25 protein-coding genes are annotated in these 25437 nt (G+C 39.4%); 9 read left to right on the top strand and 16 right to left on the bottom strand.

The annotated features are described in order from the left end of the window. Positions 1-75: 75 nt before the first annotated feature. A complete protein-coding gene (locus ACQKEV_RS00125) occupies positions 76-624 on the top strand; it encodes a DUF3267 domain-containing protein (protein WP_427442213.1) in 549 nt (182 codons plus the stop codon). A gap of 28 nt (positions 625-652) precedes the next feature. On the opposite strand, the gene ACQKEV_RS00120 is transcribed toward ACQKEV_RS00125, so the two are convergent. From ACQKEV_RS00120 to ACQKEV_RS00105, 4 genes are all read right to left on the bottom strand, one after another. Further along, positions 653-1042 carry a gamma-glutamylcyclotransferase family protein gene (locus ACQKEV_RS00120; RefSeq protein WP_427442211.1) on the bottom strand — a complete coding sequence of 130 codons (390 nt, stop codon included), beginning with the start codon at positions 1040-1042 and terminating at the stop codon, positions 653-655. A gap of 72 nt (positions 1043-1114) precedes the next feature. Next, positions 1115-2215: a redox-regulated ATPase YchF gene (gene ychF / locus ACQKEV_RS00115; RefSeq protein ID WP_427442209.1), complete on the bottom strand. Its 1101-nt coding sequence runs from the start codon at positions 2213-2215 to the stop codon at positions 1115-1117. 126 nt (positions 2216-2341) lie between these two features. Next, positions 2342-2551, bottom strand: coding sequence for a DUF951 domain-containing protein (locus ACQKEV_RS00110; protein ID WP_427442207.1), 210 nt, complete (start codon positions 2549-2551; stop codon positions 2342-2344). Then, entirely contained in the window at positions 2551-3498 is a 948-nt protein-coding gene (locus ACQKEV_RS00105; RefSeq protein ID WP_427442205.1) for a mechanosensitive ion channel family protein, read from the bottom strand. Before ACQKEV_RS00105 ends, ACQKEV_RS00110 begins: the two co-directional genes overlap by 1 nt. Before the next feature lie 41 nt (positions 3499-3539). On the opposite strand from ACQKEV_RS00105, the gene yyaC reads away from it, so the two are divergent. After that, positions 3540-4145 carry a spore protease YyaC gene (gene yyaC / locus ACQKEV_RS00100; protein WP_427442203.1) on the top strand — a complete coding sequence of 202 codons (606 nt, stop codon included), beginning with the start codon at positions 3540-3542 and terminating at the stop codon, positions 4143-4145. Here the strand turns inward: yyaC and ACQKEV_RS00095 are convergent. The 11 genes from ACQKEV_RS00095 to rpmH all read right to left on the bottom strand — a co-directional run bounded on the left by ACQKEV_RS00095 (position 4068) and on the right by rpmH (position 14152). Next, positions 4068-4802 (bottom strand): DUF554 domain-containing protein, encoded by a 735-nt coding sequence (locus ACQKEV_RS00095; protein WP_427442201.1) that lies wholly within the window; start codon positions 4800-4802, stop codon positions 4068-4070. The two genes, yyaC and ACQKEV_RS00095, sit on opposite strands and share 78 nt — an antisense overlap. 72 nt (positions 4803-4874) lie before the next feature. Beyond that, positions 4875-5714 carry a ParB/RepB/Spo0J family partition protein gene (locus tag ACQKEV_RS00090; RefSeq protein ID WP_427442199.1) on the bottom strand — a complete coding sequence of 280 codons (840 nt, stop codon included), beginning with the start codon at positions 5712-5714 and terminating at the stop codon, positions 4875-4877. Further along, the gene (locus ACQKEV_RS00085) at positions 5707-6468 is read right to left on the bottom strand and encodes a ParA family protein (RefSeq protein ID WP_269927469.1); all 762 of its coding nucleotides are present in this window, start codon (positions 6466-6468) and stop codon (positions 5707-5709) included. Before ACQKEV_RS00085 ends, ACQKEV_RS00090 begins: the two co-directional genes overlap by 8 nt. A gap of 189 nt (positions 6469-6657) precedes the next feature. Next, entirely contained in the window at positions 6658-7521 is an 864-nt protein-coding gene (noc, locus tag ACQKEV_RS00080) for a nucleoid occlusion protein (protein ID WP_427442197.1), read from the bottom strand. Between the two features lie 92 nt (positions 7522-7613). Then, positions 7614-8327, bottom strand: coding sequence for a 16S rRNA (guanine(527)-N(7))-methyltransferase RsmG (gene rsmG, locus ACQKEV_RS00075; RefSeq protein ID WP_269927471.1), 714 nt, complete (start codon positions 8325-8327; stop codon positions 7614-7616). 65 nt (positions 8328-8392) lie between these two features. Then, a complete protein-coding gene (gene mnmG / locus ACQKEV_RS00070; RefSeq protein WP_427442195.1) occupies positions 8393-10282 on the bottom strand; it encodes a tRNA uridine-5-carboxymethylaminomethyl(34) synthesis enzyme MnmG in 1890 nt (629 codons plus the stop codon). 176 nt (positions 10283-10458) lie between these two features. Further along, positions 10459-11844 (bottom strand): tRNA uridine-5-carboxymethylaminomethyl(34) synthesis GTPase MnmE, encoded by a 1386-nt coding sequence (gene mnmE, locus ACQKEV_RS00065; RefSeq protein WP_427442193.1) that lies wholly within the window; start codon positions 11842-11844, stop codon positions 10459-10461. Positions 11845-12015: 171 nt separating this feature from the next. Then, complete coding sequence (jag, locus tag ACQKEV_RS00060; RefSeq protein ID WP_427442191.1) at positions 12016-12759, bottom strand: RNA-binding cell elongation regulator Jag/EloR; 744 nt, start codon at positions 12757-12759, stop codon at positions 12016-12018. Next, the gene (gene yidC / locus ACQKEV_RS00055) at positions 12756-13499 is read right to left on the bottom strand and encodes a membrane protein insertase YidC (protein WP_427444777.1); all 744 of its coding nucleotides are present in this window, start codon (positions 13497-13499) and stop codon (positions 12756-12758) included. The genes jag and yidC overlap by 4 nt, the downstream gene beginning before the upstream one ends. Before the next feature lie 95 nt (positions 13500-13594). Then, positions 13595-13942: a ribonuclease P protein component gene (rnpA, locus tag ACQKEV_RS00050; protein WP_269927476.1), complete on the bottom strand. Its 348-nt coding sequence runs from the start codon at positions 13940-13942 to the stop codon at positions 13595-13597. A gap of 75 nt (positions 13943-14017) precedes the next feature. Next, positions 14018-14152 (bottom strand): 50S ribosomal protein L34, encoded by a 135-nt coding sequence (gene rpmH / locus ACQKEV_RS00045; protein ID WP_016428940.1) that lies wholly within the window; start codon positions 14150-14152, stop codon positions 14018-14020. A 518-nt stretch (positions 14153-14670) separates the two neighbouring features. Between rpmH and dnaA the strand changes: the two genes are divergently transcribed. The 7 genes from dnaA (at position 14671) to gyrA (ending at position 23577) form a co-directional block, all read left to right on the top strand. Continuing rightward, the gene (dnaA, locus tag ACQKEV_RS00040; RefSeq protein ID WP_427442188.1) at positions 14671-16017 is read left to right on the top strand and encodes a chromosomal replication initiator protein DnaA; all 1347 of its coding nucleotides are present in this window, start codon (positions 14671-14673) and stop codon (positions 16015-16017) included. A 169-nt stretch (positions 16018-16186) separates the two neighbouring features. After that, positions 16187-17323, top strand: a complete 1137-nt coding sequence (gene dnaN, locus ACQKEV_RS00035; RefSeq protein ID WP_269927478.1) for a DNA polymerase III subunit beta — start codon at positions 16187-16189, stop codon at positions 17321-17323. A 108-nt stretch (positions 17324-17431) separates the two neighbouring features. Next, positions 17432-17659: a S4 domain-containing protein YaaA gene (gene yaaA / locus ACQKEV_RS00030; RefSeq protein ID WP_427442185.1), complete on the top strand. Its 228-nt coding sequence runs from the start codon at positions 17432-17434 to the stop codon at positions 17657-17659. A gap of 1 nt (position 17660) precedes the next feature. Beyond that, a complete protein-coding gene (gene recF / locus ACQKEV_RS00025) occupies positions 17661-18779 on the top strand; it encodes a DNA replication/repair protein RecF (protein ID WP_427442183.1) in 1119 nt (372 codons plus the stop codon). 11 nt (positions 18780-18790) lie between these two features. Further along, positions 18791-19069, top strand: a complete 279-nt coding sequence (locus ACQKEV_RS00020; protein WP_427444774.1) for a hypothetical protein — start codon at positions 18791-18793, stop codon at positions 19067-19069. Positions 19070-19074: 5 nt separating this feature from the next. Beyond that, the gene (gyrB, locus tag ACQKEV_RS00015; protein WP_427442181.1) at positions 19075-21000 is read left to right on the top strand and encodes a DNA topoisomerase (ATP-hydrolyzing) subunit B; all 1926 of its coding nucleotides are present in this window, start codon (positions 19075-19077) and stop codon (positions 20998-21000) included. 78 nt (positions 21001-21078) lie between these two features. Further along, positions 21079-23577: a DNA gyrase subunit A gene (gyrA, locus tag ACQKEV_RS00010; protein WP_427382925.1), complete on the top strand. Its 2499-nt coding sequence runs from the start codon at positions 21079-21081 to the stop codon at positions 23575-23577. Between the two features lie 67 nt (positions 23578-23644). On the opposite strand, the gene ACQKEV_RS00005 is transcribed toward gyrA, so the two are convergent. Beyond that, on the bottom strand, positions 23645-24859 hold the full coding sequence (locus ACQKEV_RS00005; protein WP_427382924.1) for an MDR family MFS transporter: 1215 nt from the start codon (positions 24857-24859) through the stop codon (positions 23645-23647). Positions 24860-25437: the final 578 nt, after the last annotated feature.

The raw sequence follows: 25437 nt of genomic DNA, 5'->3' as shown, positions 1-25437 counted from the left end.
GCTTACCACGTGCAACTACTGATTCAATAGACAACTTATGCTTTTCAGCTATACTACCTATTATGAGGTGAAAATATGAAAGATTTAAATACGCCCACTAAAATCATTGACTTGGACATTCAAAAAATCGGAAAAACAAGCTTAGTATTAACTGTCGTCTTAAGTGTCGGGCTCTTACTATTAAATAGTATTGTGCATCAAGATTTTTCTTATCAACCATCCTGGCTCGGATTATGCCTGTTCGGCTTTGGATATATCCTGTTCATTGTTATGCATGAAGCAGCACATCTAATCGGCTTTGTCCTATTTGGTAAAGTGCCTTGGCGTTCACTTGACTACGGTTTTAATTTGAAACTTGGAGTTGCCTACGCGACAACTACTGAACCAGTTCTAAATAAAGCAATGAAAAGAGTGTTAATCCTGCCATTTTGGATAACAGGTGTATTACCCGCTGTCATTGCTATTTTCATCAATAGCCCGCTTCTTGCTTTATTAGGTGCCTGGCTGATTGCCGGTGCTGCAGGAGATTTTGCCATGATCAAGGAATTACGTACTGTAAGAAATGATGCTTGGATTAAGGATGATCCAGAAAGACCAAAATTATTTGTGTTTGAACAATATTAAAGCTGCTCCCATTCGAAATGGAGCAGCTTCACTTTATGTCATGAGCTTTTCGATAAGCAATCCAGTCTCCGGATGGAATTACGACTTTCTTCATCGTTTCATCACATACGGTGTACACAACGACATCCATGACGCTTTCTTTCGATTGTATGTGAACCATTTGTTTAGAGTAGAGATCCTTATCAGGATCCCCTGTATATCCTTCCAGCTCATCTAGACTTGCCCATATATAATCAGGCACTTCATAAACATCTCCAATTATAAGTGATTCTTGGGATAGCTCGATTGCTGGATAACCATTTCCTGTATCGTACATAATTGCTTGAAGAGTTAGACCTTTAAATAATAGTTTAGCCTCTTCGAGAACATGATGATTGCACTCTCCATGCAACAACGTTCCATAGACAAATAATTTCATGCGAACTCTCCTCAGTTATCTAAGAGATTTTAAAAAAGGGTCAGCCGACAAGTCGACTAACCCAAAATTGTTTTATACGTTGAAACGGAACAACATAACGTCGCCGTCTTGTACGATGTATTCTTTACCTTCCAAACGCACTTTTCCAGCTTCTTTTGCAGTAGCCATTGAACCGTTTGCTACCAAGTCATCATAAGAAACTGTCTCGGCGCGGATGAAACCACGTTCGAAGTCTGTATGGATAACACCAGCACATTGAGGTGCTTTCATGCCTTTACGGAATGTCCAAGCACGAACTTCCTGTACACCCGCTGTAAAGTATGTCGCTAGTCCCAATAATTGATAAGCGGCTTTTACAAGCTGGTCCAGCCCTGATTCTTTAATGCCTAACTCGTCAAGGAACATCGCTTTCTCTTCCTCATCCAATTCAGCCATTTCTTCTTCAATCTTCGCACATACAACAATTACTTGTGCGTTATCAACTTTAGCGAATTCGCGAACTTTTTGTACGTACTCATTTTCATCAGCATTCGCAATTTCGTCTTCTGCAACGTTCGCCACATAAAGCATAGGCTTGATTGTTAATAAATGAAGACCTTTGACTACGCGCAACTCTTCTTCTGTAAATTCAACAGAACGAGCTGGTTTTTCTTCTTCAAAAGCATCACGAAGTTTGACCAATACTGGTTCTTCAACCATAGCATCTTTGTCTTTTTGTTTCGCCATTTTACCTACACGTTGTAAACGTTTTTCAACGCTTTCCAAGTCAGCTAAAATCAACTCCAAATTGATTACTTCGATATCTGAAATCGGATCAACTTTCCCTGCTACATGCGTTACATTTTCATCTGCAAAACAACGTACCACTTGGCAAATTGCATCTACTTCACGAATGTGAGCCAAGAACTTATTTCCAAGTCCTTCACCTTTACTGGCACCTTTAACAATACCTGCAATATCTGTGAACTCAAAAGCTGTAGGAACCGTTTTCTTTGGAACAACAAGTTCCGTTAATTTATCTAGACGCTCATCTGGCACTTCTACAATTCCAACGTTTGGATCAATTGTACAGAATGGATAGTTTGCAGCCTCTGCGCCTGCTTTTGTAATTGCATTAAATAAAGTGGATTTACCGACATTCGGTAAGCCTACGATTCCTGCTGTTAACGCCATTTATGTTCCCAACCTTTCATAACTTACGAATTCTATATTGAAGTGTGTATAATCAATTTCAACGCTTGATTAAAGCTAATACTTTTCATTTAACTAATCTATTATAAATTTTTGTCAACCAAAAGTCTATTCCTCTGCGGAAGGCTCAGCAGCTTTAATCACTTTTTTCATTTTTTTAGCGAATTCTCTTCTTGGAATCATCACACTGTGTTGGCAACCTTCACATTTTATCCGGACGTCTGCGCCCATGCGAATAACCTTCCATTCATTGGTCCCGCAAGGATGCTGTTTTTTCATTTCAACAATATCACCCAGCTCAAATGACTTCGTATTCATCAGACTTTCCCCTTATCTTCAGGCTTCACAGGATCCCCAGTACCCGCATCAACTGAACCTGTTTTCTTTTGATACATTACCATTTTCGGATATGGAATTTCGATTCCATGTTCGTCCATGAATATTTTCAGGTCTCGACGAATGATCCGCCCTACTGCAAAATGTTGCATCGGTTTTGTTTCGGCCGAAATGCGCATAACCACTTCAGAAGCTGCCAGATTTTGAACACCTAACAATTCAGGTTCTTTAACCAATTGCTCATATTTTTCAGGAAGCTCAGATAAAAATTCACGTATAAGCTCTTCTGCCTTTGGTATATCTGCTTCGTATGCCACGCTCACGTCAACAATCGCAATTGAATTATTTAATGAGTAGTTTACGACTTCCACAATCGTACCGTTAGGGAAAATGTGAATCTCCCCGTTTAATCCTTTTAACTTCGTTGTTCGCAAACCAATTTCTTGGACAGAACCTTCGGATGCACCGATCCGTACATAATCACCGACCGAAAATTGATCTTCAAAAATAATGAAGAATCCTGTGATGACATCACGAACCAAGTTTTGGGCACCAAATCCAATTGCCAGACCGAGAACCCCTGCCCCGGCAAGCAAGCCCGTCACATTAATTGTCAACGCAGACAAGACTGCCAGAATCGCTGCAAAATACACGACATATGCAATTACATTTTCGAGTAATTTCAGCAAGGTGTTCTGTCTGCGTTCCGAGTAGCGCAATGGTGCTTTCATCCGGACTTCAAACACTTTACGAATGACCACTTTAAATACTTTCACAACAATTCCAGCCAGGAACATTATGAATATAACTTTTAACGTAATAACGCCAGCGGCAATCCAGATTTTTTCATCTAAAAGCAAGTCTTTAACACTTTCAATCGTTTTGTTAATGTCCAATTGATATCTACCACCTTTTTGAATAAAGCCCATTTCTAATACGTATACTACGAAAAAAGAGAGTGAGCTAAACTATGTTTGCATATTCGTCTCATTTACATTCAGAAGATTTTTCTTATCAAGATTCAGGCGTTGCCTGGCGCTTAAGCTCGCTTTTTCTTCAACTAATTCCATTTGAAAAACCAAATCTCACATTTTGTTGCATAGGAACCGATCGGTCGACTGGAGACGCTCTAGGACCATTAATCGGCACTTGGCTTCGCGATCATCCCACATTTCCGTATGAAGTAATTGGCACCTTGCAACAACCTTTGCACGCTTTGAATTTACAACAAACCGTCGAGTCACTTCAAGCAAGAACATTATCTCCTTATGTAGTTGCCATAGATGCTTGCTTAGGGAAAGTCGAGAAAATCGGACATATTGTCATCGAAAAAGGTCCTCTTTTCCCCGGCAAAGCAGTAAAAAAGGAATTGCCACCTATTGGCGACCTATCCATTAAAGGCATTGTAAATGTTGGTGGCTTTCAAGAGTACACTGTCTTGCAAAACACGAGACTACAATTGCCATATGATATGGGCAAAGTTTTGTCTCGTGCCCTTCTACTTGCTTGGCAGAGGTACCAAATGAAACTGGTACGCAATAGCCACGACGATCGCTACCACGAGAATGCCTGGTAGTAAATTGGCTACTCTTATTTTGGTCAAACCAATCATATTTAATCCAATAGCTACAATCATAATCCCACCGGTTGCAGTCATTTCCTGGATATATAATGCAAGTGCTTCTTGTGGGATAACACGGCTTATTTGAGTTGCGAATAGTGCAATCGTTCCTTGATATAAAATGACAGGAACGGCTGATAACAGAACGCCTATACCTAAAGTGGTAGCCAGAATAATAGAAGTGAATCCATCTATCAATCCTTTTACAATCAATAAATCATGATCATTTCTAAGACCACTATCCAATGAACCAATGACCGCCATCGATCCAATAACAAAAATTAATGTAGCGGAGACAAAACCTTGCGCAATACTAATATTTTCACCTTTTTTATTCTTGCCCACTTTTGATTCCAACCAATGGCCAAATCGATTGAGTTGATGATCTAAGTCAATCCACTCTCCTATGACTGCACCTACAACTAAACTAATGATGACGATTAAAAATTGTCCGCTTTCAAAACCCATTTGAAGTCCGATAACAGTTACAGCAAGCCCAATAGCATACATCACTGTTTGCTTCATGTTTTCTGGGATGTTTTTCAATAATCTTCCGATGATTGTCCCAACGATGATGAGAAGCGCGTTAATCAATGTCCCTAATAACACCATACGGTACTCCTCATTTCAGCTAAAAATAGAACCTATCCCCTCAAAGTTAACTCCTTTAAGGGAATAGGCAAGTTAGTCTTCTAATAATTCTAAAATACGTTCCAAATCATCTTCAGAGAAAAATTCGATTTCAATTTTCCCTTTGTTTTTCGATTTCTTAATGGAAACAGTAGTGCCGAAATATTCACGCAGTTGTGATTCTTTCTCCTTAATAAAAATATCTTTATTCGGGACTTTTGATGTTTCACGTGAAACATCCTCATTCATTCGTTGGACAAGCGATTCAAGTTGACGGACATTCAAGTTTTCTTTCATAACTTTTTCCGCAATCGATGGAATTAGCTTTTTACGTTTTAATCCAAGTAATGCACGCCCATGTCCCATTGATAGCTTATTGGATGAAATTAACTCTCTCACTACTTCAGGTAATGATAACAAACGAATATGATTGGCAATATGAGGACGACTCTTACCTAACCGAAAAGCTAATTGCTCTTGCGTTAGACTTAAGTTTTCCATGAGATTTTGGTAAGCATCGGCTTCTTCAATCGGCGTTAAATCTTCACGTTGTAAATTTTCAAGAATCGCAATTTCCATCATTTGTTGATCAGTAAATTCGCGAATGACAGCGGGAACTTCTTTCAAGCCTGCAGCTTTTGAAGCACGAAAACGACGTTCCCCTACGACGATTTCAAAGGACTTGCCTCTTCTTCTAAGAATAATCGGTTGAAGAACGCCATGTTCTTTAATCGATTCGGTTAACTCACTCAATGCTGTTTCATCAAAGATTTTGCGGGGTTGATATGGGTTTACTTTAATTTCTTTTACAGGAATTTTTTCAACACTTTCCATTTGATTAATTGATTCTCCAGGAAATAATGCATTAATTCCTTTACCTAAGCCTTTAGACATTACGAATCACTTCCTTCGCCAAATCTAGATATACTTCTGCTCCACGAGATTTCGGATCGTAAATAATAATTGGTTCCCCATGACTTGGCGCCTCGCTTAGACGTACATTACGAGGAATAATCGTTTTATACACTTTATCTTGGAAGTATTTTTTCACTTCTTCAATTACTTGAATTCCTAAGTTCGTCCGGGCATCAAACATAGTCAATAACACACCGTCAATGACGAGTTGATTATTCAAATGTTTTTGTACTAAACGGATGGTACTCAATAATTGGCTCAGACCTTCCAATGCGTAATACTCACATTGCACAGGAATTAGAATGGCATCGGAAGCCGTCAATGCATTGATTGTCAGCAAACCCAGTGAAGGCGGGCAATCAATGATGATATAATCATATTCTTCTTTCACATCTTGCAGCGCACGTTTTAATCGCACTTCACGTGAGATGGTAGAAACCAGTTCAATTTCAGCACCCGCTAACGAAATCGTCGCAGGAACTACATGTAAATTTTCCACTTTTGTTTCCAAAATGACTTTCTTTACATCTATATCATCTATTAAAACATCATAAATACATTGGTGTACGTCGCCTTTATTCACGCCAACTCCACTTGTTGCATTCCCTTGGGGATCTGTATCCATTAACAATACTTTTTTCCCTAAGTACGCAAGGCATGCGCTCAAACTTACAGATGTTGTCGTTTTACCCACGCCGCCTTTTTGATTGGCGATCGCTATGATTCTACCCACGCTTGCACCTGCTTCCTTCTAGTTGTCTATTTTCGCTATTAACATTTATTACTGGAAAGATTCATACTTGTATTACTTTCCGCTTTTCTTTTCATTCTATCAAAAAATTGATTAAAAAAGGATTATATTCTGATTACAAACAAAAAAACTCTTGCTACTTTCAGAGCAAGAGTTCACGATTTCGCAATATCAAGATTTCTTTTTCGGGATTTTCACAGTAATTTGGTAAAAATCTTCTAATTCTTCTTCTTCCGTTTCCATCTTAATCCCCGTTTTCGCAACCATCGCAAATGACTGTCTGAGTGTATTCAGTGCAATTCTTACATCACGACTAACTGTTTTTCTTTTAGGCTTTTCTTTCTTACCTTCAACCACAGGTGGATTTAACAGTTCTTCCACTTTCTTTTCAAGTTGCTTCACATTATATTGCTGCTCCACTACTTCCTTGAAAAGTGCAATTTGCTGTTCCTCTTCTTTAATGGGCATGAGCGCACGGGCATGACGCTCTGAGATTTCACGTCTCAATATTCCATCCTGAATTACTTGGGGAAGTTTCAGAAGTCTTAATTTGTTGGCAACAGTGGATTGACCTTTGCCTAAACGTTGAGCCAAAGCTTCTTGCGTAAGTTCATGAAGTTCTAACAACTTTTGATAAGCTAATGCTTCTTCAATAGCAGTTAATTCTTCGCGTTGTAAATTTTCAATTAAAGCAATAGATGCAGTTTCTTTATCACTTAAATTACGGACGATAGCAGGAACTTCTTCCCACTCCAATTTCGTCATCGCGCGGAAACGACGTTCCCCAGCAATAATCTCATATCGTCCATCTTCCATTTGACGAACTACGATTGGTTGAATAACCCCGTGTGTATGAATGGTACGAGCCAATTCTTCAATTTTGGACTCATCAAAAACAGTCCGTGGTTGAAAACGATTCGGAACAATCGATTGCAAAGGGATTTTCATTACTTCTTCATATTGTTCAGTTGTTTGCTTTGTAGCCGCTATCTCTTTTTCGCCACTCCCAAAAAAACGTGAAAAAGGACTTTTCATCCCCTGGCACCACCTTTAAGAAACTCACTACTTGTATTAATTCGAGATAAATCTCTTCAATCCTTTATTAATGTTTCACGTGAAACACAATATTACAATGGAGTCTTATTAGGAACTCCAGGTTTTCTCGGATATTTTTTAGGGGTGCTCTTCACTTTATTAAAAACAAATAATGATCTTTCACTATTTTCTACAGGAAGTGTGAAAGAATATTCTTGAATTTTTTCAGCACCCAAAATTGTTAATGCTTTTTTTGCATCGTTTAGTTCGTCTTGAGCAGCTGCAGCTTTCATTGCTACAAACTGACCTCCAACTTTTACTAATGGAATACAAAGTTCCGACAAAACAGATAATCTCGCTACCGCTCTCGCTGTGACAATATCATACTGTTCTCGGTAAGCTGGATTTTGTCCAAATTCTTCTGCTCTGGCATGTACAAATTGAACATTGGAAAGACCCAATTGTTCACTTAAATGTGTTAAAAACTGAATTCGTTTGTTCAATGAGTCTACGATGGTAACTTGCATTTGAGGGAAACAAATTTTCAAAGGAATACTTGGGAATCCCGCTCCTGCACCAACATCACAAATTGATTGGCCTTTTGAAAAATCTACATAGAAAGCCATGCTGATTGAATCATAAAAATGTTTCAAGTAAACGGATGGTTGATCTGTAATTGCGGTTAAGTTCATTTTTTCGTTCCACTCAACCAGCAGCTCGTAATATTTATGGAATTGTTGAAGTTGTTCAGGGGTTAAATTGATCCCTTTTTCTTTTAGAGCTTCAACAAATTGTTGTTGATTCATATTGGACCCCTTCCGTATATGAAGAGTGGCTATATGCCGAAATTAGCGAATAGCCACTATTATACTTATCCGGATATTTTCGCTATTCTACCTTGTTCAATATACACCAGTAGGATAGAAATGTCAGCAGGATTTACACCCGAAATTCTAGATGCTTGTGCAATTGATAATGGTCTAACTTCTTTCATCTTTTGCTTCGCTTCAGTAGCTATACCAGAAATCGCATCGTAGTCAATTAAATCTGGAATTTTTTTGTCTTCCATTTTCTTTAATTTTTCTACTTGTTGAAGTGCTTTTTCGATATAACCTTCGTACTTAATTTGAATTTCGATTTGATCCTTCATTTCATCTGTTAAGTTGAGTGGCGAAGGAGAAAGCTTCGCAATATCATCATACGTCATTTCAGGGCGCTTCAGTAAATCTTGACCTTTAATTCCGTCTTTTAATTCAGTACCGCCTTTTGAACGAATAATTTCTTGCGTTTCTTCATTCGGCTTAATGATTGTTTTTCTTAAGCGGACGATTTCTTCCTCAATCAATTTCTTTTTCGCTTCAAAACGCGCGTAACGTTCTTCCGAAATCAACCCTGCATCAAATCCGATTTTAGTCAGTCGTAAGTCTGCATTGTCATGACGTAACAATAATCGATACTCTGCTCTTGAAGTCAGCAAACGATAAGGTTCATTCGTTCCTTTCGTCACTAAATCATCAATTAACACACCGATGTAAGCATCTGAACGGCTTAAAATAATTTCTTCTTTATTTAAAGCACGAGCTGCTGCATTCATACCAGCCATTAACCCTTGTCCAGCCGCTTCTTCATAACCGGATGTTCCGTTAATTTGACCAGCAGTATAGAAATTACGGATCTTTTTCGTTTCTAAAGTTGGCCATAACTGAGTAGGTACCATTGCGTCATATTCAATTGCATAACCAGCACGCATCATTTCAGCTTTTTCCAAGCCTGGAATGCTTTCAAGTAATTTACGTTGTACGTGTTCAGGCAAACTTGTAGAAAGTCCTTGTACATATACTTCGCGTGTATTGCGGCCTTCAGGCTCTAAGAAAATTTGATGACGCGGTTTGTCGTTGAAACGAACGACTTTGTCTTCAATGGAAGGGCAATAACGTGGGCCCGTTCCTTTGATCATGCCTGAATACATCGGTGAAAGATGTAAATTTTGATCAATTATTTGATGCGTACGTTCATTCGTATACGTCAACCAACATGGCATTTGATCCATGATGTATTCAGTTGTTTCGTAACTGAATGCACGGGGTACATCGTCGCCAGGCTGAATTTCCGTTTTACTGTAATCGATTGTTTTACTATTAACGCGTGGAGGCGTTCCTGTTTTAAAACGAACTAAATCAAAACCTATCTCCCGAAGATTGTCAGCAAGTTTTAATGAAGGTTGTTGATTGTTTGGTCCACTTGAATATTTCAAGTCGCCGATAATTATTTCACCACGTAAGAATGTCCCGGTAGTAACAATTACTGTTTTTGCACGGTATATTGCCCCTACTTGAGTAATGACACCTTTTATTTCGTTATCTTCAATAATTAATTCCTCAACCATTGCTTGATGGATGGACAAGTTCTCTTGTTCTTCCATTAAACGTTTCATTTCCGCTTGGTATAACACTTTATCCGCTTGTGCACGTAAAGCACGTACAGCTGGACCTTTACCTGTATTTAACATTCTCATTTGAATGTGCGTTTTGTCGATGACTTTCCCCATTGCGCCTCCAAGGGCGTCAATTTCCCGGACAACAATTCCTTTAGCTGGGCCTCCGATAGATGGATTACACGGCATAAATGCAATCATATCTAAATTGATTGTTAAAACGAGTGTTTTTGCACCCATTCCCGCTGCTGCTAAAGCTGCTTCAGAACCGGCATGGCCTGCTCCGATTACAATCACATCGAACGAGCCCGCTTCAAATTTCTGCATGTTCGTTCATTCCTTTCGTTTTTCCTATTTGTTATTTATAAGGTGGTCTATTTAAATTTATGGCTTTGTTAGACTAGACTGTGCATTTCCATTACAACAGAATTTCATGTTTCGAAGCTAGCGTAGCGACGAGTAAACACATGACCACGTTGTCGCGTATTTAGCCTTCGTTCCTATTACTTCCCTAAACAGAACTGAGAGAACAGTTGGTCAATTAAGCTTTCCTCTACTGTATCTCCAGTGATTTCACCTAAAATTTCCCACGTTCGTGTAACGTCGATTTGAATCATATCGATTGGTACGGCAGCATGCGCTGCGTCTATTGCATCTTCAATCGTTTTTTTAGCTTGGTGTAACAAAGCAATATGACGTGCATTTGAGACATACGTCAAATCGCCACTTTCTAGTGACCCTTCAAAGAACAACGATGCAATTGCTTCTTCCAGCTGATCAACGCCTTCTTCCTGTAATAAGGAAGTGGTCACGATTTTACGGCTTCCTGCAAGTTCTTCCACGCGTTGACTGTCGATTTTTTTCTCTAAATCTGTCTTATTGATAACCACAATGAAGTCCATTCCTTCAATTGCTTCAAATAAACGTACATCTTCAGGTGTTAGCTCGTCCGAATGGTTGAGTACCAAAAGAATTAAATCGGCTTGTTTAAGCACTTGTCTGGAGCGTTCTACCCCGATTCGTTCCACAATGTCTTCAGTTTCTCGAATCCCTGCCGTATCGACCAGTTTTAACGGTACTCCTCTGACATTTACATACTCTTCAATGATATCGCGTGTCGTTCCCGCTACATCGGTCACAATCGCTTTATTTTCCTGGACTAAACTATTTAATAAAGATGACTTCCCTACATTCGGTCGACCGATAATGACCGTAGATAAGCCTTCTCTTAATATCTTCCCTTGAGATGAAGTACGTAATAACCCTTCAATTTCTTGTTTGACCCAAGACGACTTTTCAATAATCATGGGCAAGGTCATTTCTTCAACATCATCATATTCTGGGTAGTCGATATTCACTTCTACCTGTGCCAATGTTTCCAATAACGCTTGTCGCAAGCTGGCAATGAGTCGTGATAATTTTCCATCCATTTGTCCTAGTGCCACATTCATGGCACGATCTGTCTTGGCACGGATTAAATCCATTACAGCTTCTGCCTGGGATAAATCAATACGGCCATTCAAGAATGCTCGTTTCGTGAACTCTCCCGGCTCTGCTAATCGGGCACCGTGTCTTAGCACTAACTGCAACACGCGATTAACGGTGACGATTCCCCCATGACAATTGATTTCGACAACGTCTTCTCTAGTAAAGGTTTTTGGACCTTTCATTAAAGACAGCATAACTTCTTCTACTACATCGCCTGATTCAGGCTCTATTAAATGTCCATAATGGATCGTGTGTGATGCTTGACTGCTTAAACTTTTATTTCCAGGCGAACGAAAAATTTGATCAGCTATGGAAATTGCTTCTGGTCCACTTAATCGCACAATTGCAATTGCTCCTTCACCCATGGGTGTGGATATCGCAGTAATCGTATCGAATTCCATAATCGTCCACCTCCTGTCTGCTAATTATCCACATGTGGATAACTGAAAAACGGTCATGATTCTCTAACATACAACAATAGCATAAAATCACTAAAATCGAAAGTCGCAAACGTCATTTCGACAACAAGAAAGCGGACCTTTTCGTCAAGTGACGTCAAGGTCCGCTGTTACTTACTTTAATGGTTCAATTACGAGATAACGATTAGGATCTGTTCCTATTGATACCGTCTCAATATCCAAACGTCTGGATAATGCGTTGTGTATCACTTTTCTTTCATAAGAAGGCATTGGTTCAAACTCTACTTTTTTTCCAGTTCGGATTGCTTTATCTGCCATACGTTCAGCTAATTGTTCCAAAGATTCTTGACGGCGCTCGCGGTAGTTTTCTACATCAAGCTGGATCATCAAAAATTGGTTAGCATACTTATTTGCAACTAATTGAGATAATTGTTGCAAGGCGTTTAACGTTTGACCGCGCTTTCCAATAAGTACAGCTGCTTTTTTACTTTCCAGTCGAAGCGTAACGTACTTACCATTCTGCTCCGTATGAATCGTTAAATCATCAATTTTCATTTCTTTTGCAATAAGTGTTATATACGCTATTGTTTCTTCAACTGCCTCGCCTTGAGTGGACTCAACATTCTTCGAAACGACTTTTTCTTGTAAAGGCTCGATTGTTTCTTCTGTCGGTGTTTCTACCGCCTCAACCGAAACAATTTCAGCCTCCTGCACAACGGGTGGTGCTTCGTTAACTGTAACTTGCACTTCTGCAAGTTTAGAGCCAAAGCCCAAAAACCCTTTTTTACCTTCAGTTAAAACATTGATGGTGACTTGATCTCTAGTTGTCTCAAGTTTAGCTAATGCTGCAGATATCGCTTCTTCAGTTGTCGTACCCGTTTGCGTAATCTGATTCACTTTTTAGCCCCTCCAGTTTTAGCAGGTTGAACGGTGTGTTTTTCCCATGGTTTGTAAATCACCATGTTTTGCATCAATGAAATGATATTTCCGATTACCCAGTACAATGTTAATGCAGAAGGTAAGAAAATACCGAACCCGATAATCATAACGGGCATGAAATACATCATAATTTTCATTTGAGGATTGTCCATTGCTGGACCAGTACGTAGTACCAGGAATTGCATGATACCCGCGAGAACTGCAAGAATAATACTCGGTTCAGCAAGTGGGAACCAAAGGAAGCTACCCAAGTTAATTTCTGGGGTTGAATTCATACGACTAATCGCATGATAGAATCCAATCAAGATTGGCATTTGAATAACTACCGGTAAACAACCTGCAGCTGGATTCACACCTTTATCTTTGAACAACGCCATCATTTCTTGTTGGTACTTCTGTTGTGTAGCCGCATCTTTTGAACTGTATTTTTGTTTAAGTTTAGCTAGTTCGGGTTGAACATCTTGCATTTTCTTTGCACTCTTCGTTTGCTTGATCATTAAAGGAAGAATGGCCAAACGAATGATAATTGTCACCATGACAATCCCTAATCCGTAAGTTCCGAGTAATTCCTTGAACAATGTAATGAATGAAACAAGAGGCCAAACAATAAATTCGTTCCAAAATCCATTACTGTCCTCATAAATCGGTTGATTATATTCTGTACATCCACTAAGAAGTAGCGTCACAGAAACAAGCATGAGGATAATAAGTAAGCGTTTGTTCACCCTTCTTCCCCCTAAAACGACATTCCATTTCTTCTATATATAAATACACGAAAAACTTCTTGTCTTTTTTACTTGATCTTTTGAATCATTTTAGCGATTTTCAAAACGTGCTGCAAACTTTTCTTTGTTTCATGAAAATCTAAACTGGCCGCCTGATTTCTGGCGATAATGACATAATCCATGTTCGGGTTGACTTCATCTTTCAGTTCCAAGAAAGATTGTCTGATATAGCGTTTGATTTGATTGCGGACGACTGCATTTCCGACTTTTTTACTCACGGATAGGCCGATGCGAAACTCTTCTTGTCCTTCTTTCGGTAAGAAATATAAGACAAACTGGCGATTCGCAAAGGATTTCCCGCGTTTAAAGATTTTTTGAAATTCTGCATTTTTCTTTACTCGTTGACGTTTATTCATGCTTCACCTTCTCCACCTGATCATTCATTTCTAATAGGTAAAGAAAAAAAAGACCACTGATGCGGATCAGTGGGCTTAAGCTGATAATACTTTTCTTCCTTTACGACGACGTGCTGCTAATACGCGACGGCCGTTTTTAGAACTCATGCGAGAACGGAATCCGTGAACTTTGCTGTGTTTGCGTTTATTTGGTTGGTATGTGCGTTTCATCTATATGACACCTCCTGAAAATTGAAAGTCGATTTATTGCTCATAGACAGTCTCCGATATTATATATAGTTTGAGCCCTAATTGTCAATAGCTATTCGAAATATCCTTCTCTTCCAGTAGATCAATCCCTGCTTACTAGTTGTCCACATATATGAAGTTTTCTGCACATGACGTTGTGGATAACAAAAATGGGGTAATTTTTCTATCCACAACACTTATCTACAACTTTTTCACAAACTAACCTACTGTGGACAACACCAGTGTGCATGAATATGCATTTTGTGGATAACCGTCGAGAACGCTTGTAATTTCTAGTTAATTTTGATACGATGTTTGTGTTTTACTCTTCAAAACCGAAAATCACTATTCGTTGTTATCCACAACTGTTGATAATCTGTGGATAGCTTATCCCAAGGCTCTGATTAACCTTTATCCACAACTTGTGGTTTTGTGCATGACTATACATATTATGTGTAAGATTGTCGATAAAAAATATTTTTAAAGAAGGAGGTACGTTGTTGGAACATTTAGAAGAACTATGGTCGAGCGTTCTTGCTCAAGTGGAGCAAAAAATCTCGAAACCTAGCTTTGAAACGTGGCTCAAATCTACAAAAATGTTGACCTATCAAGGTGATACAGTGACGATTGCCGCTCCAAACTCATTTGCAAGAGATTGGCTTGATACACATTACGTACATTTGATTGCCGGTATCTTGACCGAATTGACGGGGGAAGGCCTGTCCATCAGATTTGTTGTACCTAAAGATCAAAGTATGGAAGATTTTTCGCCTCCAAAACCGATCATTGCAATGAAAGATGATGAACAACCAGAGTTTTCACCTGGTATGTTGAATTCGAAATATACATTTGATACATTTGTCATCGGTTCTGGTAACCGATTTGCACATGCTGCTTCACTTGCAGTAGCGGAAGCACCAGCAAAAGCCTATAATCCACTGTTTATCTATGGGGGAGTAGGACTTGGAAAAACCCATTTAATGCATGCAATTGGGCATTATGTACAGGAACATAACCCAAATGCAAAAGTTGTTTATTTATCTTCAGAAAAATTCACAAATGAATTCATTAATTCTATCCGTGATAATAAAACGGTAGATTTCCGTAACAAATATCGCAGCGTGGATGTTCTATTAATAGACGATATTCAATTTTTGGCCGGAAAAGAACAAACGCAGGAAGAATTTTTCCACACCTTCAATACGTTGCATGAGGAATCTAAGCAAATTGTCATTTCGAGTGACAGACCGCCTAAAGAAATTCCAACATTGGAAGATCGCCTTCGTTCTCGTTTTGAATGGGGCTTAATTACAGACATTACGCCGCCAGACTTAGAGACGCGCATTGCCATCTTACGTAAGAAAGCGAAAGCGGACGGCTTGGACATCCCAAATGAAGTTATGATGTACATCGCTAATCAAATCGATTCAAATATTCGTGAGCTTGAAGGTGCTTTGATCCGTGTCGTTGCTTATTCTTCTTTAGTTAATAAGGATATGAATTCTGATTTAGCAGCTGAAGCATTAAAAGATATTATGCCGAATTCAAAGCCTCGTAAAATTACGATTTTGGATATTCAAAAAACGGTAGGTGAGCACTTCCATATTCGTTTAGAGGATTTTACAGCGAAGAAACGGACGAAATCCATCGCTTTCCCAAGACAAATTGCCATGTATCTATCTCGTGAGTTGACGAGTTTCTCTTTACCTAAGATTGGAGAGGAATTTGGAGGCCGGGATCATACAACGGTTATCCATGCTCATGAAAAAATTTCTACTCTATTAAAAGAAGATCAGGCCCTTCAACAGGACCTCAAACAAATTAAGAGTCTATTAGGCAAGTCTTAACAGTTGTGGATAACCCCACAATCGACCGCCTAGTTTATACACAGTCTATCTACATGTGGATAGACTGATTTTATTCGGTAAAATGGACTTATCAACAAATCCACAGGCCCTATTACTATATCTATTATTCTTTTAAAACATTAATAAATATATAAGCGAGGTATTTATCATGAAATTTGAAATCATGCGTGAACGGTTATTAGATGGGTTAAACGATGTTATGAAAGCAGTAAGTTCTAAAACGACGATTCCAATTTTGACGGGGATTAAATTAGAAGTTACAGAACAAGGATTGCACTTAACTGGTAGTGATTCCGATATTACAATTCAAACTTTTATTAAAGCTGAAGAAAATGGCGAACAAGTTATTCGTGTAATTGAAGAAGGAACAATTGTTGTTCAAGCTCGTATGTTTAACGAAATCGTTCGTAAGTTACCAACAAGTGATGTGGAAATTGAAGTAAATGAACAATATCAAACGCATATTCGTTCAGGTAAATCAGAATTCCATTTAATTGGACTAGATGCTTCTGAATATCCATTACTTCCAGAGATTCAAGATGATCGCCAATTTGTCATTCCAGCTGATTTATTAAAATCAATTGTTCGCGAAACTGTATTCGCTGTATCAACTTCTGAAAGTCGTCCTGTATTAACAGGCGTTCATTGGGAAGTGAAAAATGGGGAGCTTGTTTGTGTAGCAACAGACAGTCACCGTCTAGCTCGTCGTAAAACGACTTTGGAGCAGCTGCCTGAAGGAGAATATAGCGTAGTTATTCCAGGAAAGAGCTTAAATGAATTAAGTAAAATCATTGGAGACTCTTCAGAACCAGTTCATATCGTCATGACACAACAACAAGTGTTATTTAAAACTTCTGATGTCTTATTCTATTCACGTTTACTTGAAGGAAATTATCCGGATACATCACGTTTAATTCCAAACGAATACAAAACGACAGTAACAGTGAACGGAAAAGCATTACTTCAAGCAATCGATCGTGCTTCTTTGTTGGCACGTGAAGAACGCAATAATATTGTCCGATTCAGTTCTTTGGAAGGCAATGTGGTTGAAATTTCATCTAGTTCACCTGAAGTAGGGAAAGTAGAAGAAGAAATTCAAGCAACGTCGATTGAAGGGGAAGAACTTAAAATCTCGTTCAGTGCGAAATATATGATGGATGCATTAAAGGCTGTAGATGGACAAGATGTAATGGTTCAATTTACAGGAGCGATGCGCCCGTTCATTTTAAAATCCGTTCATGATGACGCGATTTTGCAACTAATTTTACCTGTTCGCACATATTAAAAATTAATTTTTTCAAGGGTAGTCCTTAATTGGGCTATCCTTTTTTACTTATTAAAGAAAATGAAGTAAAATGAAGGGATAGACTAAAAAACGAAGGATGTAATTAACTTGAAAGAACTAGAAATTGGAACGGAATATGTAACCCTTGGGCAAGTACTGAAAATGACAGACGTAATAAGCTCTGGTGGAATGGCTAAATGGTTTTTATCGGAAAATGAAGTATTGATAAACGGGGAAGTAGATCAAAGACGTGGTCGTAAACTACGTAACGGAGATTTAGTGAACATCCCTGGAGTAGGCGAACTTCGCATTGTGGATCCATTGAGCGGGCAATAATATGCACATAGAAAGTCTGGAATTAACGAACTATCGAAACTATGAATCGTTATCGTTAAATTTTTCAAAAACCATCAATGTTCTAATCGGAGAAAATGCACAAGGAAAAACCAACATTATGGAATCCATTTATGTGCTTTCGATGGCAAAATCTCACCGAACGTCCAATGATAAAGAATTGATACGTTGGGCTGAAGAATATGGTAAAATAAAAGGTGATGTTCATAAAAAATATGGCCGCTTACCGCTTGAATTGACTTTATCCAAAAAAGGCAAAAAAGCGAAAGTGAACCATTTGGAACAAAATCGTTTAAGTGATTATATCGGTCAACTAAATGTGGTGATGTTTGCACCAGAAGATTTGCATCTTGTAAAAGGCAGTCCTCAAGTAAGAAGACGTTTTTTGGATATGGAAATTGGGCAAATATCGCCTGTTTATTTACACGATTTACTGACGTTTCAAAAGTTATTAAAACAGCGAAATCATTTACTGAAAATGCATCAAGGAAAATCATCTGTAAACGATGTAATGTTTGATGTTTACACAGATCAATATATTCAAGCAGCTGTCAGCGTTATCCGTAAAAGATTTCAATTTATGGAGCTTCTTCAAAAATGGGCAGAACCGATTCATTTAGGTATTTCCCGTGGTCTTGAAAAATTAGAAGTTCGCTATAACCCTGTCAGTGGCCTTGACCAAAATGCAACATTCGAACAAATGGCTGATTTCCTTCAGCGAAAATTGCAAGCAGGCAAAGCGCAAGAGTTGGCGAGAGGTGTAACTTTGACCGGTCCACATCGGGATGATTTGCAGTTTTTCGTCAATGGCTACGACGTGCAAACTTATGGTTCCCAGGGACAGCAACGTACAACGGCACTGTCACTGAAACTTGCAGAGATTGAATTAATCAAACAGGAAGTCGGGGAATCACCGGTATTATTACTCGATGATGTTTTATCCGAACTGGATGACTACAGACAATCTCACTTATTAAATACCATCCAAGGCGAAGTTCAAACCTTTGTTACCACAACAAGTGTGGATGGCATCGATCATGAAACGATTACGCAAGCTGCAATATTTAATGTGAAGCAAGGACATGTTGATGGAGGAGCGTGAGTATTTTGTATGTGGTTATCGGCAAAGACATTGTCGTCATGTACAGCGAAATCCTCTCGATATTAGATTTTCGCGAGATAAAGGATGAGACGGAGCGGGACTCGTGGTTGCAAAATCCACGTACACGATGCTTGGTAGAAATACCACGTGTAAAGTCTTTAATCGTCACTCCTTTTTTAACGTATGCATCACCTCTTAGTCCGCAGAACATCGTAAAGAAATTTATTCAATTACAAGGGGCAGGCCCCCTTATGAACAATAGCGACAAGACAGTAGGAAAGAGCAGGTGAGCTAAATGGCGATGGAAGAAAAAGAACTGCAATCTTATGATGCTGATCAGATACAAGTATTAGAAGGTTTAGAAGCGGTACGTAAACGTCCAGGAATGTACATTGGTTCGACGAGTTCAAAAGGACTTCACCATCTTGTATGGGAAATCGTAGATAACGCAATTGACGAAGCATTGGCTGGTCACTGTGATGAAATTGCCATCACAATCGAGAAAGACAATTGGATCAAAGTAGATGATAACGGCCGCGGAATTCCAGTCAGCAACCATGAGAAAATGGGACGCCCAGCTGTTGAAGTCATTATGACTGTCTTACATGCCGGAGGTAAATTTGGCGGTGGCGGATACAAAGTTTCTGGTGGTCTACATGGTGTTGGTGCCTCGGTAGTTAACGCCCTTTCGGAAGTAACGGAAGTATATGTTCATCGTGATGAAAAGCTTCATTACATCAAATTTGAACGTGGTGCTGTAACAAAAGAATTATCGGTCGTTGGTGAAACTGACAAAACTGGTTCTACTGTCCGTTTTAAAGCGGATCCAGAGATTTTTACCGAAACAACAGTCTACGAATATGATATTTTAGCTAATCGTTTACGTGAGCTAGCTTACTTGAACCGCGGTTTGAAAATTATCATTTCGGATGAGCGTGAAGAAGAAGTGCGCACGAACACTTACTACTACGAAGGTGGTATTAAGTCGTACGTTGAGCACTTGAATAAATCAAAAGAGCCAATTCATGACGAACCGATTTATATCGAAGGTGAAAAAGACGGAATTTCAATTGAAATCGCTATGCAATATAACAGTGGTTACTCGTCTAATATTTTCTCATTCGCGAACAATATCAACACGTATGAAGGCGGTACGCATGAATCCGGATTTAAAATGGCGTTGACGCGTGTAATCAATGATTACGGACGCAAAAACAACATGTTGAAAGATGCCGATACGAATTTAACAGGTGATGATGTGCGTGAAGGATTGACTGCCATTGTGTCAGTCAAACATCCAGATCCACAATTTGAAGGACAAACGAAAACGAAATTAGGAAACTCTGAAGTCAGCACGATTACGAATTCATTGTTCTCCGAAGCGTTTGAACGTTTTATGCTGGAAAATCCATCGGTTGCCCGTAAAGTCATTGATAAAGGATTAATGGCAGCCCGTGCACGTGTTGCAGCGAAAAAAGCGCGTGAATTCACACGTCGTAAGTCTGCTTTGGAAGTATCAAGCTTACCTGGTAAATTGGCGGATTGTTCTTCTCGTATTCCTGCTGATAGTGAATTGTATGTAGTAGAGGGTGACTCTGCCGGCGGTTCAGCAAAATCAGGACGTGATCGTCATTTCCAAGCGATTTTGCCGTTAAAAGGGAAAATTTTGAACGTGGAAAAAGCACGTTTGGATAAAATTTTATCGAATACTGAAATCCGAGCGATTATTACAGCACTTGGAACCGGGATCGGTGAAGAGTTTGCGTTGGAAAAAGCACGTTATCATAAAATCGTCATCATGACGGATGCCGATGTAGATGGTGCCCATATCCGAACTTTATTATTAACTTTCTTATTCCGTTTCATGCGTCCGTTGATTGAAGCAGGATATGTATATATCGCACAGCCTCCATTATTCCAGATTAAACAAGGGAAAAATGTGGAGTATTGTTATTCAGATAAGCAACTGGCTGAAATCCTTGAGCGTTTGCCAAAACAACCAAAACCAGTCATTCAACGATACAAAGGTCTTGGAGAGATGGATGCGACTCAATTATGGGATACAACAATGGATCCAGCAGTTCGCACATTGTTACAGGTTAACTTGGAAGATGCGATAGATGCAGATGAAACATTTGAACGTTTAATGGGGGATGAAGTAGAACCTCGTCGTCAATTCATCGAAGAAAATGCAATTTATGTGAAAAACTTGGATATTTAATACCCCAAGTGAAGGGAGGTCGCCTGCGTGACGAATATAGCAAATGATGGAGTTAAAGGAATTAATATCAGTACAGAGATGAAAACGTCATTCCTTGACTATGCAATGAGTGTTATTGTTCAACGAGCTCTTCCAGATGTTCGGGACGGTTTAAAACCTGTTCACCGACGTATTTTATATGCGATGCAAGATTTAGGGAATACGGCAGAAAAACCGTACAAAAAATCAGCTCGTATTGTTGGAGACGTAATTGGTAAGTACCATCCACATGGTGATACAGCTGTTTACGACACCATGGTTCGAATGGCGCAACACTGGAGTTATCGTTATATGTTAGTAGATGGTCACGGGAACTTTGGATCAGTTGATGGAGATGCGGCGGCAGCAATGCGTTATACCGAGTCTCGTATGTCGAAAATCGCGATGGAATTACTGCGTGATATCAACAAAAACACAATCGATTTCAAAGATAACTATGATGGTCAAGAAAAAGAACCAGTTGTTCTTCCAAGTCGTTACCCAAACTTATTAGTAAACGGTACTTCAGGGATTGCTGTTGGTATGGCAACGAATATTCCACCACATCATTTGGGTGAAACCATTGAAGCAGTGTTGGCACTTGCTGAAAATGAAGCGATTACTACTGAAGAGCTTATGGAAATCATTCCAGGTCCTGATTTCCCTACTGGTGGTATTATTTTAGGACGAAGCGGGATTCGTCGTGCTTACGAAACAGGGCGTGGATCAGTTATTATCCGCGGTAAAGTTGAAATTGAACAAAAATCAAATGGCAAAGAAGTCATTTTAGTTCATGAACTTCCTTTCCAAGTGAATAAGGCCCGCCTGATTGAAAAAATCGCGGAACTTGTGCGCGATAAGAAAATTGATGGCATCACGGATCTTCGAGATGAGTCTGACCGTAATGGAATGCGCATCGTCATTGAAGTCCGTAAAGACGCCAATGCCAATGTCCTATTAAACAATCTATATAAACAAACAGCTCTTCAATCAAGTTTTGGTGTGAATATGTTGGCGCTTGTCGACGGTCAGCCAAAAGTACTTGGTCTGAAAGAGATTTTATATCATTATTTGGAGCACCAAAAAGTCGTTATTAAACGACGTACACAGTTTGAACTGACAAAAGCGGAAGACCGTGCTCACATTTTAGAAGGTCTTCGTATCGCCTTGGATCATATTGATGAAATTATTGCATTGATCCGTAGTTCACAAACAGGAGAAGAAGCAAAACATGGGTTAATTGCTCAATTCAACTTGTCTGAACGTCAAGCACAGGCAATTCTTGATATGCGTCTTCAACGTTTAACTGGTTTGGAACGCGACAAAATTGAAGAAGAATACCAAGAACTTCAAAAGCTGATTGCTGAACTTCGTGCGATTTTAGCGGATGAATTGAAAGTTATTCAAATCATTCGAGAAGAATTAAATGAAATTAAAGAGCGTTTCAGCGATAAACGACGTACGGAAATTACTGCGGGTGGCGCTGAAATGATGGAAGACGAAGACTTAATCCCACGTGAGAACTCTGTTCTGACATTGACTCACAACGGATACATTAAACGTCTGCCAGTTAATACGTATCGCAGCCAAAAACGTGGTGGGCGAGGCGTACAGGGAATGGGCACGAATGAAAATGATTTCGTTGAACATCTTCTTTATACTTCAACCCACGATACCATCCTGTTCTTTACAAACACAGGTAAGGTATACCGTGCGAAAGGATACGAAATTCCTGAGTACGGCCGTACAGCTAAAGGATTGCCAATCGTCAATCTGTTAGGTGTCGATAAAGAAGAGAAAGTTACGGCAATGATTCAAATGGCTTCATTTGAAGACGATGCATACTTTATCTTCACTACTCGTCTGGGTGTAACAAAACGTACACCAGTCAGCGGGTTTGCCAATATTCGTGCGAATGGTCTTATCTCAATCTCTTTAAGAGAAGACGATGAGTTGATTTCCGTTCGTTTGACAGATGGGAAAAAACACATCATCATCGGAACGCGCAAAGGAATGCTTGTGCGCTTTGAAGAAACAGATATCCGTTCAATGGGTCGTACAGCTTCTGGAGTTCGAGGAATTCGTTTACGTGAAGACGATCATGTCGTCGGCATGGAAATCCTGGAGCCAGGTCAGGAAGTATTGGTCGTGACGGAAAATGGTTACGGAAAACGTACGCCAGAAGAAGAGTATCGTTTACAGTCACGTGGTGGAGTTGGAATTAAGACAAGCCAAATCACCGATAAAACTGGTCCGTTATCAGCTGTTAAAGCGGTAGATGGCTCAGAAGATTTGATGCTCATCACGATTAATGGAATGTTAATTCGTATGGACGTTAACAGTATTTCAATCACGGGTCGCAGCACGCAAGGTGTCCGCTTAATTCGTTTAGGCGATGATGAACTTGTAGCAACGGTCGCAAAAGTAGAAAAAGCTGAAGATGAAGAAGAATTTGATGAAGATGGTGAAGAAAGCACAACTACAGTAGTTGAGGGAGAAGAATCAACTACAGAAGCAAGTGTGGACTTACCGACAGAAGCAGATTCTTCAGAAGAATAATAGAAGGACTAAGGCGCTTATGCGCCTTAGTCCTTTTTTGATTGAAGATTAACAGCAGTTTTTCAATCTATTGCTCCACTGCATTCAAGATAGTGTTGCGTTTTTGCTTTTCTAGTATGTGCACATTCCCTAAGTAGTAGAAGAATATGCTGCACAAAATAATACCTGCGATTACAGAAAACAAGATATCCCCGCTGAAGTCCTGGAGCAACCATCCCCCAAGTACAGGTCCCGTGAAATTTCCGATTGACCGAAACTGCCCAGCCCCAAAGTAAGTTCCTCTTCGATCTTCGGGAGCAATTTGATCAATAAAGACGCTGGTGGACGGGAAAATGAAAATTTCCCCGATAGTGACAATCGCCATAGCAATCATCATGCCAACTGCTGAGGTAGCAAATCCAAAACTTGCAAACCCAACTGCAAAGAAAATACTCCCGAAAATCATTACACGAAGAACTGGCCATTTCTCAGATATTAAACTTAAAGGAACTTGCAAAATGATGACGAGTATCGCATTGAGAGCAACAAGCCTTGCAAAAAGAGCAACACCGTCAGAAAACGATTGTTGTATGTATTGAGGTAAGTTCGAATCAATTTGCGAATAGCCGACATTTATCAAGATCCCCCCAATGATAAATACGAGCAAGGTTTTGTCTTTCCATGTCACCATTAACGTGTCCAACAGTGGCAATTGATGAACAGGAGTTACAAGTGAAATTGAATAGCGATTTAACATGATGAACAGAGTTCCTCCATATAGAAGGTACATCAAACCCGTTAACAAAAAAGGCAAGGAAGTCGAAAACTGCGCAATATAAACGCCAAGTAGCGGTCCGAGTGATGCACCAATATTAATAGCCGTGTATCGTAGTGAAAATACACGCTTTCTTTTTTGAGGAGTAGTTAAATCTGCCATCATCGCCTGGGAGGATGGTTCAAAGAATGAACGACAAAGACCGTTCATGGCATTCAGTACCATAAATATCCCGATGTGTGATGCTTGAGAAAATCCGAAATAAACCAGACCCCACACAAGTATCGTCCATAACATTACCTTTTTCCGTCCAAACCGATCCGAAATGTAACCCCCAATGAAACCTCCTATGGTTCCGGTTAACGGAGACAGTCCAATCGTTAGTCCAATCCAAACAGGATGAATTCCATGAGTGTTAGATAAATATAAGGCCAGAAAAGGCAGAGCCATAAAACTGGCCCCTCTTGCAAAAACAGTTCCAATTAATAATGTCCATACCACAGGATGAAATGTGAACTTCTCTCTCATACGTAACCCTTCTTTCTATCTTTCATACTAAACTTCTATAAGTAGTCTGGATAGTTCGAAAAATGAATAAAAGGTCTTCAGATTAAGTAATGACTAAGGCGGTTAGAAAATGCTTATGAAACTTACAAAAAGAGTAGCAGTCCAGGTTCAGTATATAGACTCCATTCAATGGTAATTCAGTAATTACACACCACATGTAGTACGTCGGTTCTTGCATCCAATTATTTCTAAAAAAATTTTAAAAGAAAATGGATAAATGTCTAAAATACTGTTGACACTCGTGTGGGAAATAAGTTATTATAAGTGAGTCGCCAAAACAAGCGGCAAACAAAAATGAAAAGCAAAACTTTTTGTTGACATGACAAACTGGATTTGCTAAGATATAAAAGTTGCTGTCGCGAGAGTGACCAACGAAATGAACCTTGAAAACTGAACAGCAAAACGTCAACAATTAAGCGGAACGCACTTCGGTGCCGGAAGCAAAACTTGAACTTAAACGTTCATTATAAACGTCATTAATTTGACGCCAGCAACAAAGTCGAGCTAATCGACTCACCTATTATGGAGAGTTTGATCCT

Source organism: Paenisporosarcina sp. NPDC076907, assembly GCF_050269735.1.
Lineage (GTDB): Bacteria > Bacillota > Bacilli > Bacillales_A > Planococcaceae > Paenisporosarcina.
The sequence above is the reverse complement of the archived record's forward strand: the minus strand, read 5'-3'. Positions and strand labels throughout refer to the sequence as shown.

Bases quoted from the DNA above. Each gene is read 5' to 3' on its own strand.
- ACQKEV_RS00125 (WP_427442213.1), top strand. From the start codon at position 76: ATGAAAGATTTAAATACGCCCACTAAAATCATTGACTTGGACATTCAA.
- ACQKEV_RS00120 (WP_427442211.1), bottom strand. From the start codon at position 1,042: ATGAAATTATTTGTCTATGGAACGTTGTTGCATGGAGAGTGCAATCAT.
- ychF (WP_427442209.1), bottom strand. From the start codon at position 2,215: ATGGCGTTAACAGCAGGAATCGTAGGCTTACCGAATGTCGGTAAATCC.
- ACQKEV_RS00110 (WP_427442207.1), bottom strand. From the start codon at position 2,551: ATGAATACGAAGTCATTTGAGCTGGGTGATATTGTTGAAATGAAAAAA.
- ACQKEV_RS00105 (WP_427442205.1), bottom strand. From the start codon at position 3,498: ATGGGCTTTATTCAAAAAGGTGGTAGATATCAATTGGACATTAACAAA.
- yyaC (WP_427442203.1), top strand. From the start codon at position 3,540: ATGTTTGCATATTCGTCTCATTTACATTCAGAAGATTTTTCTTATCAA.
- ACQKEV_RS00095 (WP_427442201.1), bottom strand. From the start codon at position 4,802: ATGGTGTTATTAGGGACATTGATTAACGCGCTTCTCATCATCGTTGGG.
- ACQKEV_RS00090 (WP_427442199.1), bottom strand. From the start codon at position 5,714: ATGTCTAAAGGCTTAGGTAAAGGAATTAATGCATTATTTCCTGGAGAA.
- noc (WP_427442197.1), bottom strand. From the start codon at position 7,521: ATGAAAAGTCCTTTTTCACGTTTTTTTGGGAGTGGCGAAAAAGAGATA.
- rsmG (WP_269927471.1), bottom strand. From the start codon at position 8,327: ATGAATCAACAACAATTTGTTGAAGCTCTAAAAGAAAAAGGGATCAAT.
- mnmG (WP_427442195.1), bottom strand. From the start codon at position 10,282: ATGCAGAAATTTGAAGCGGGCTCGTTCGATGTGATTGTAATCGGAGCA.
- mnmE (WP_427442193.1), bottom strand. From the start codon at position 11,844: ATGGAATTCGATACGATTACTGCGATATCCACACCCATGGGTGAAGGA.
- yidC (WP_427444777.1), bottom strand. From the start codon at position 13,499: ATGCTTGTTTCTGTGACGCTACTTCTTAGTGGATGTACAGAATATAAT.
- rnpA (WP_269927476.1), bottom strand. From the start codon at position 13,942: ATGAATAAACGTCAACGAGTAAAGAAAAATGCAGAATTTCAAAAAATC.
- rpmH (WP_016428940.1), bottom strand. From the start codon at position 14,152: ATGAAACGCACATACCAACCAAATAAACGCAAACACAGCAAAGTTCAC.
- dnaN (WP_269927478.1), top strand. From the start codon at position 16,187: ATGAAATTTGAAATCATGCGTGAACGGTTATTAGATGGGTTAAACGAT.
- recF (WP_427442183.1), top strand. From the start codon at position 17,661: ATGCACATAGAAAGTCTGGAATTAACGAACTATCGAAACTATGAATCG.
- gyrB (WP_427442181.1), top strand. From the start codon at position 19,075: ATGGCGATGGAAGAAAAAGAACTGCAATCTTATGATGCTGATCAGATA.
- gyrA (WP_427382925.1), top strand. From the start codon at position 21,079: ATGAAAACGTCATTCCTTGACTATGCAATGAGTGTTATTGTTCAACGA.
- ACQKEV_RS00005 (WP_427382924.1), bottom strand. From the start codon at position 24,859: ATGAGAGAGAAGTTCACATTTCATCCTGTGGTATGGACATTATTAATT.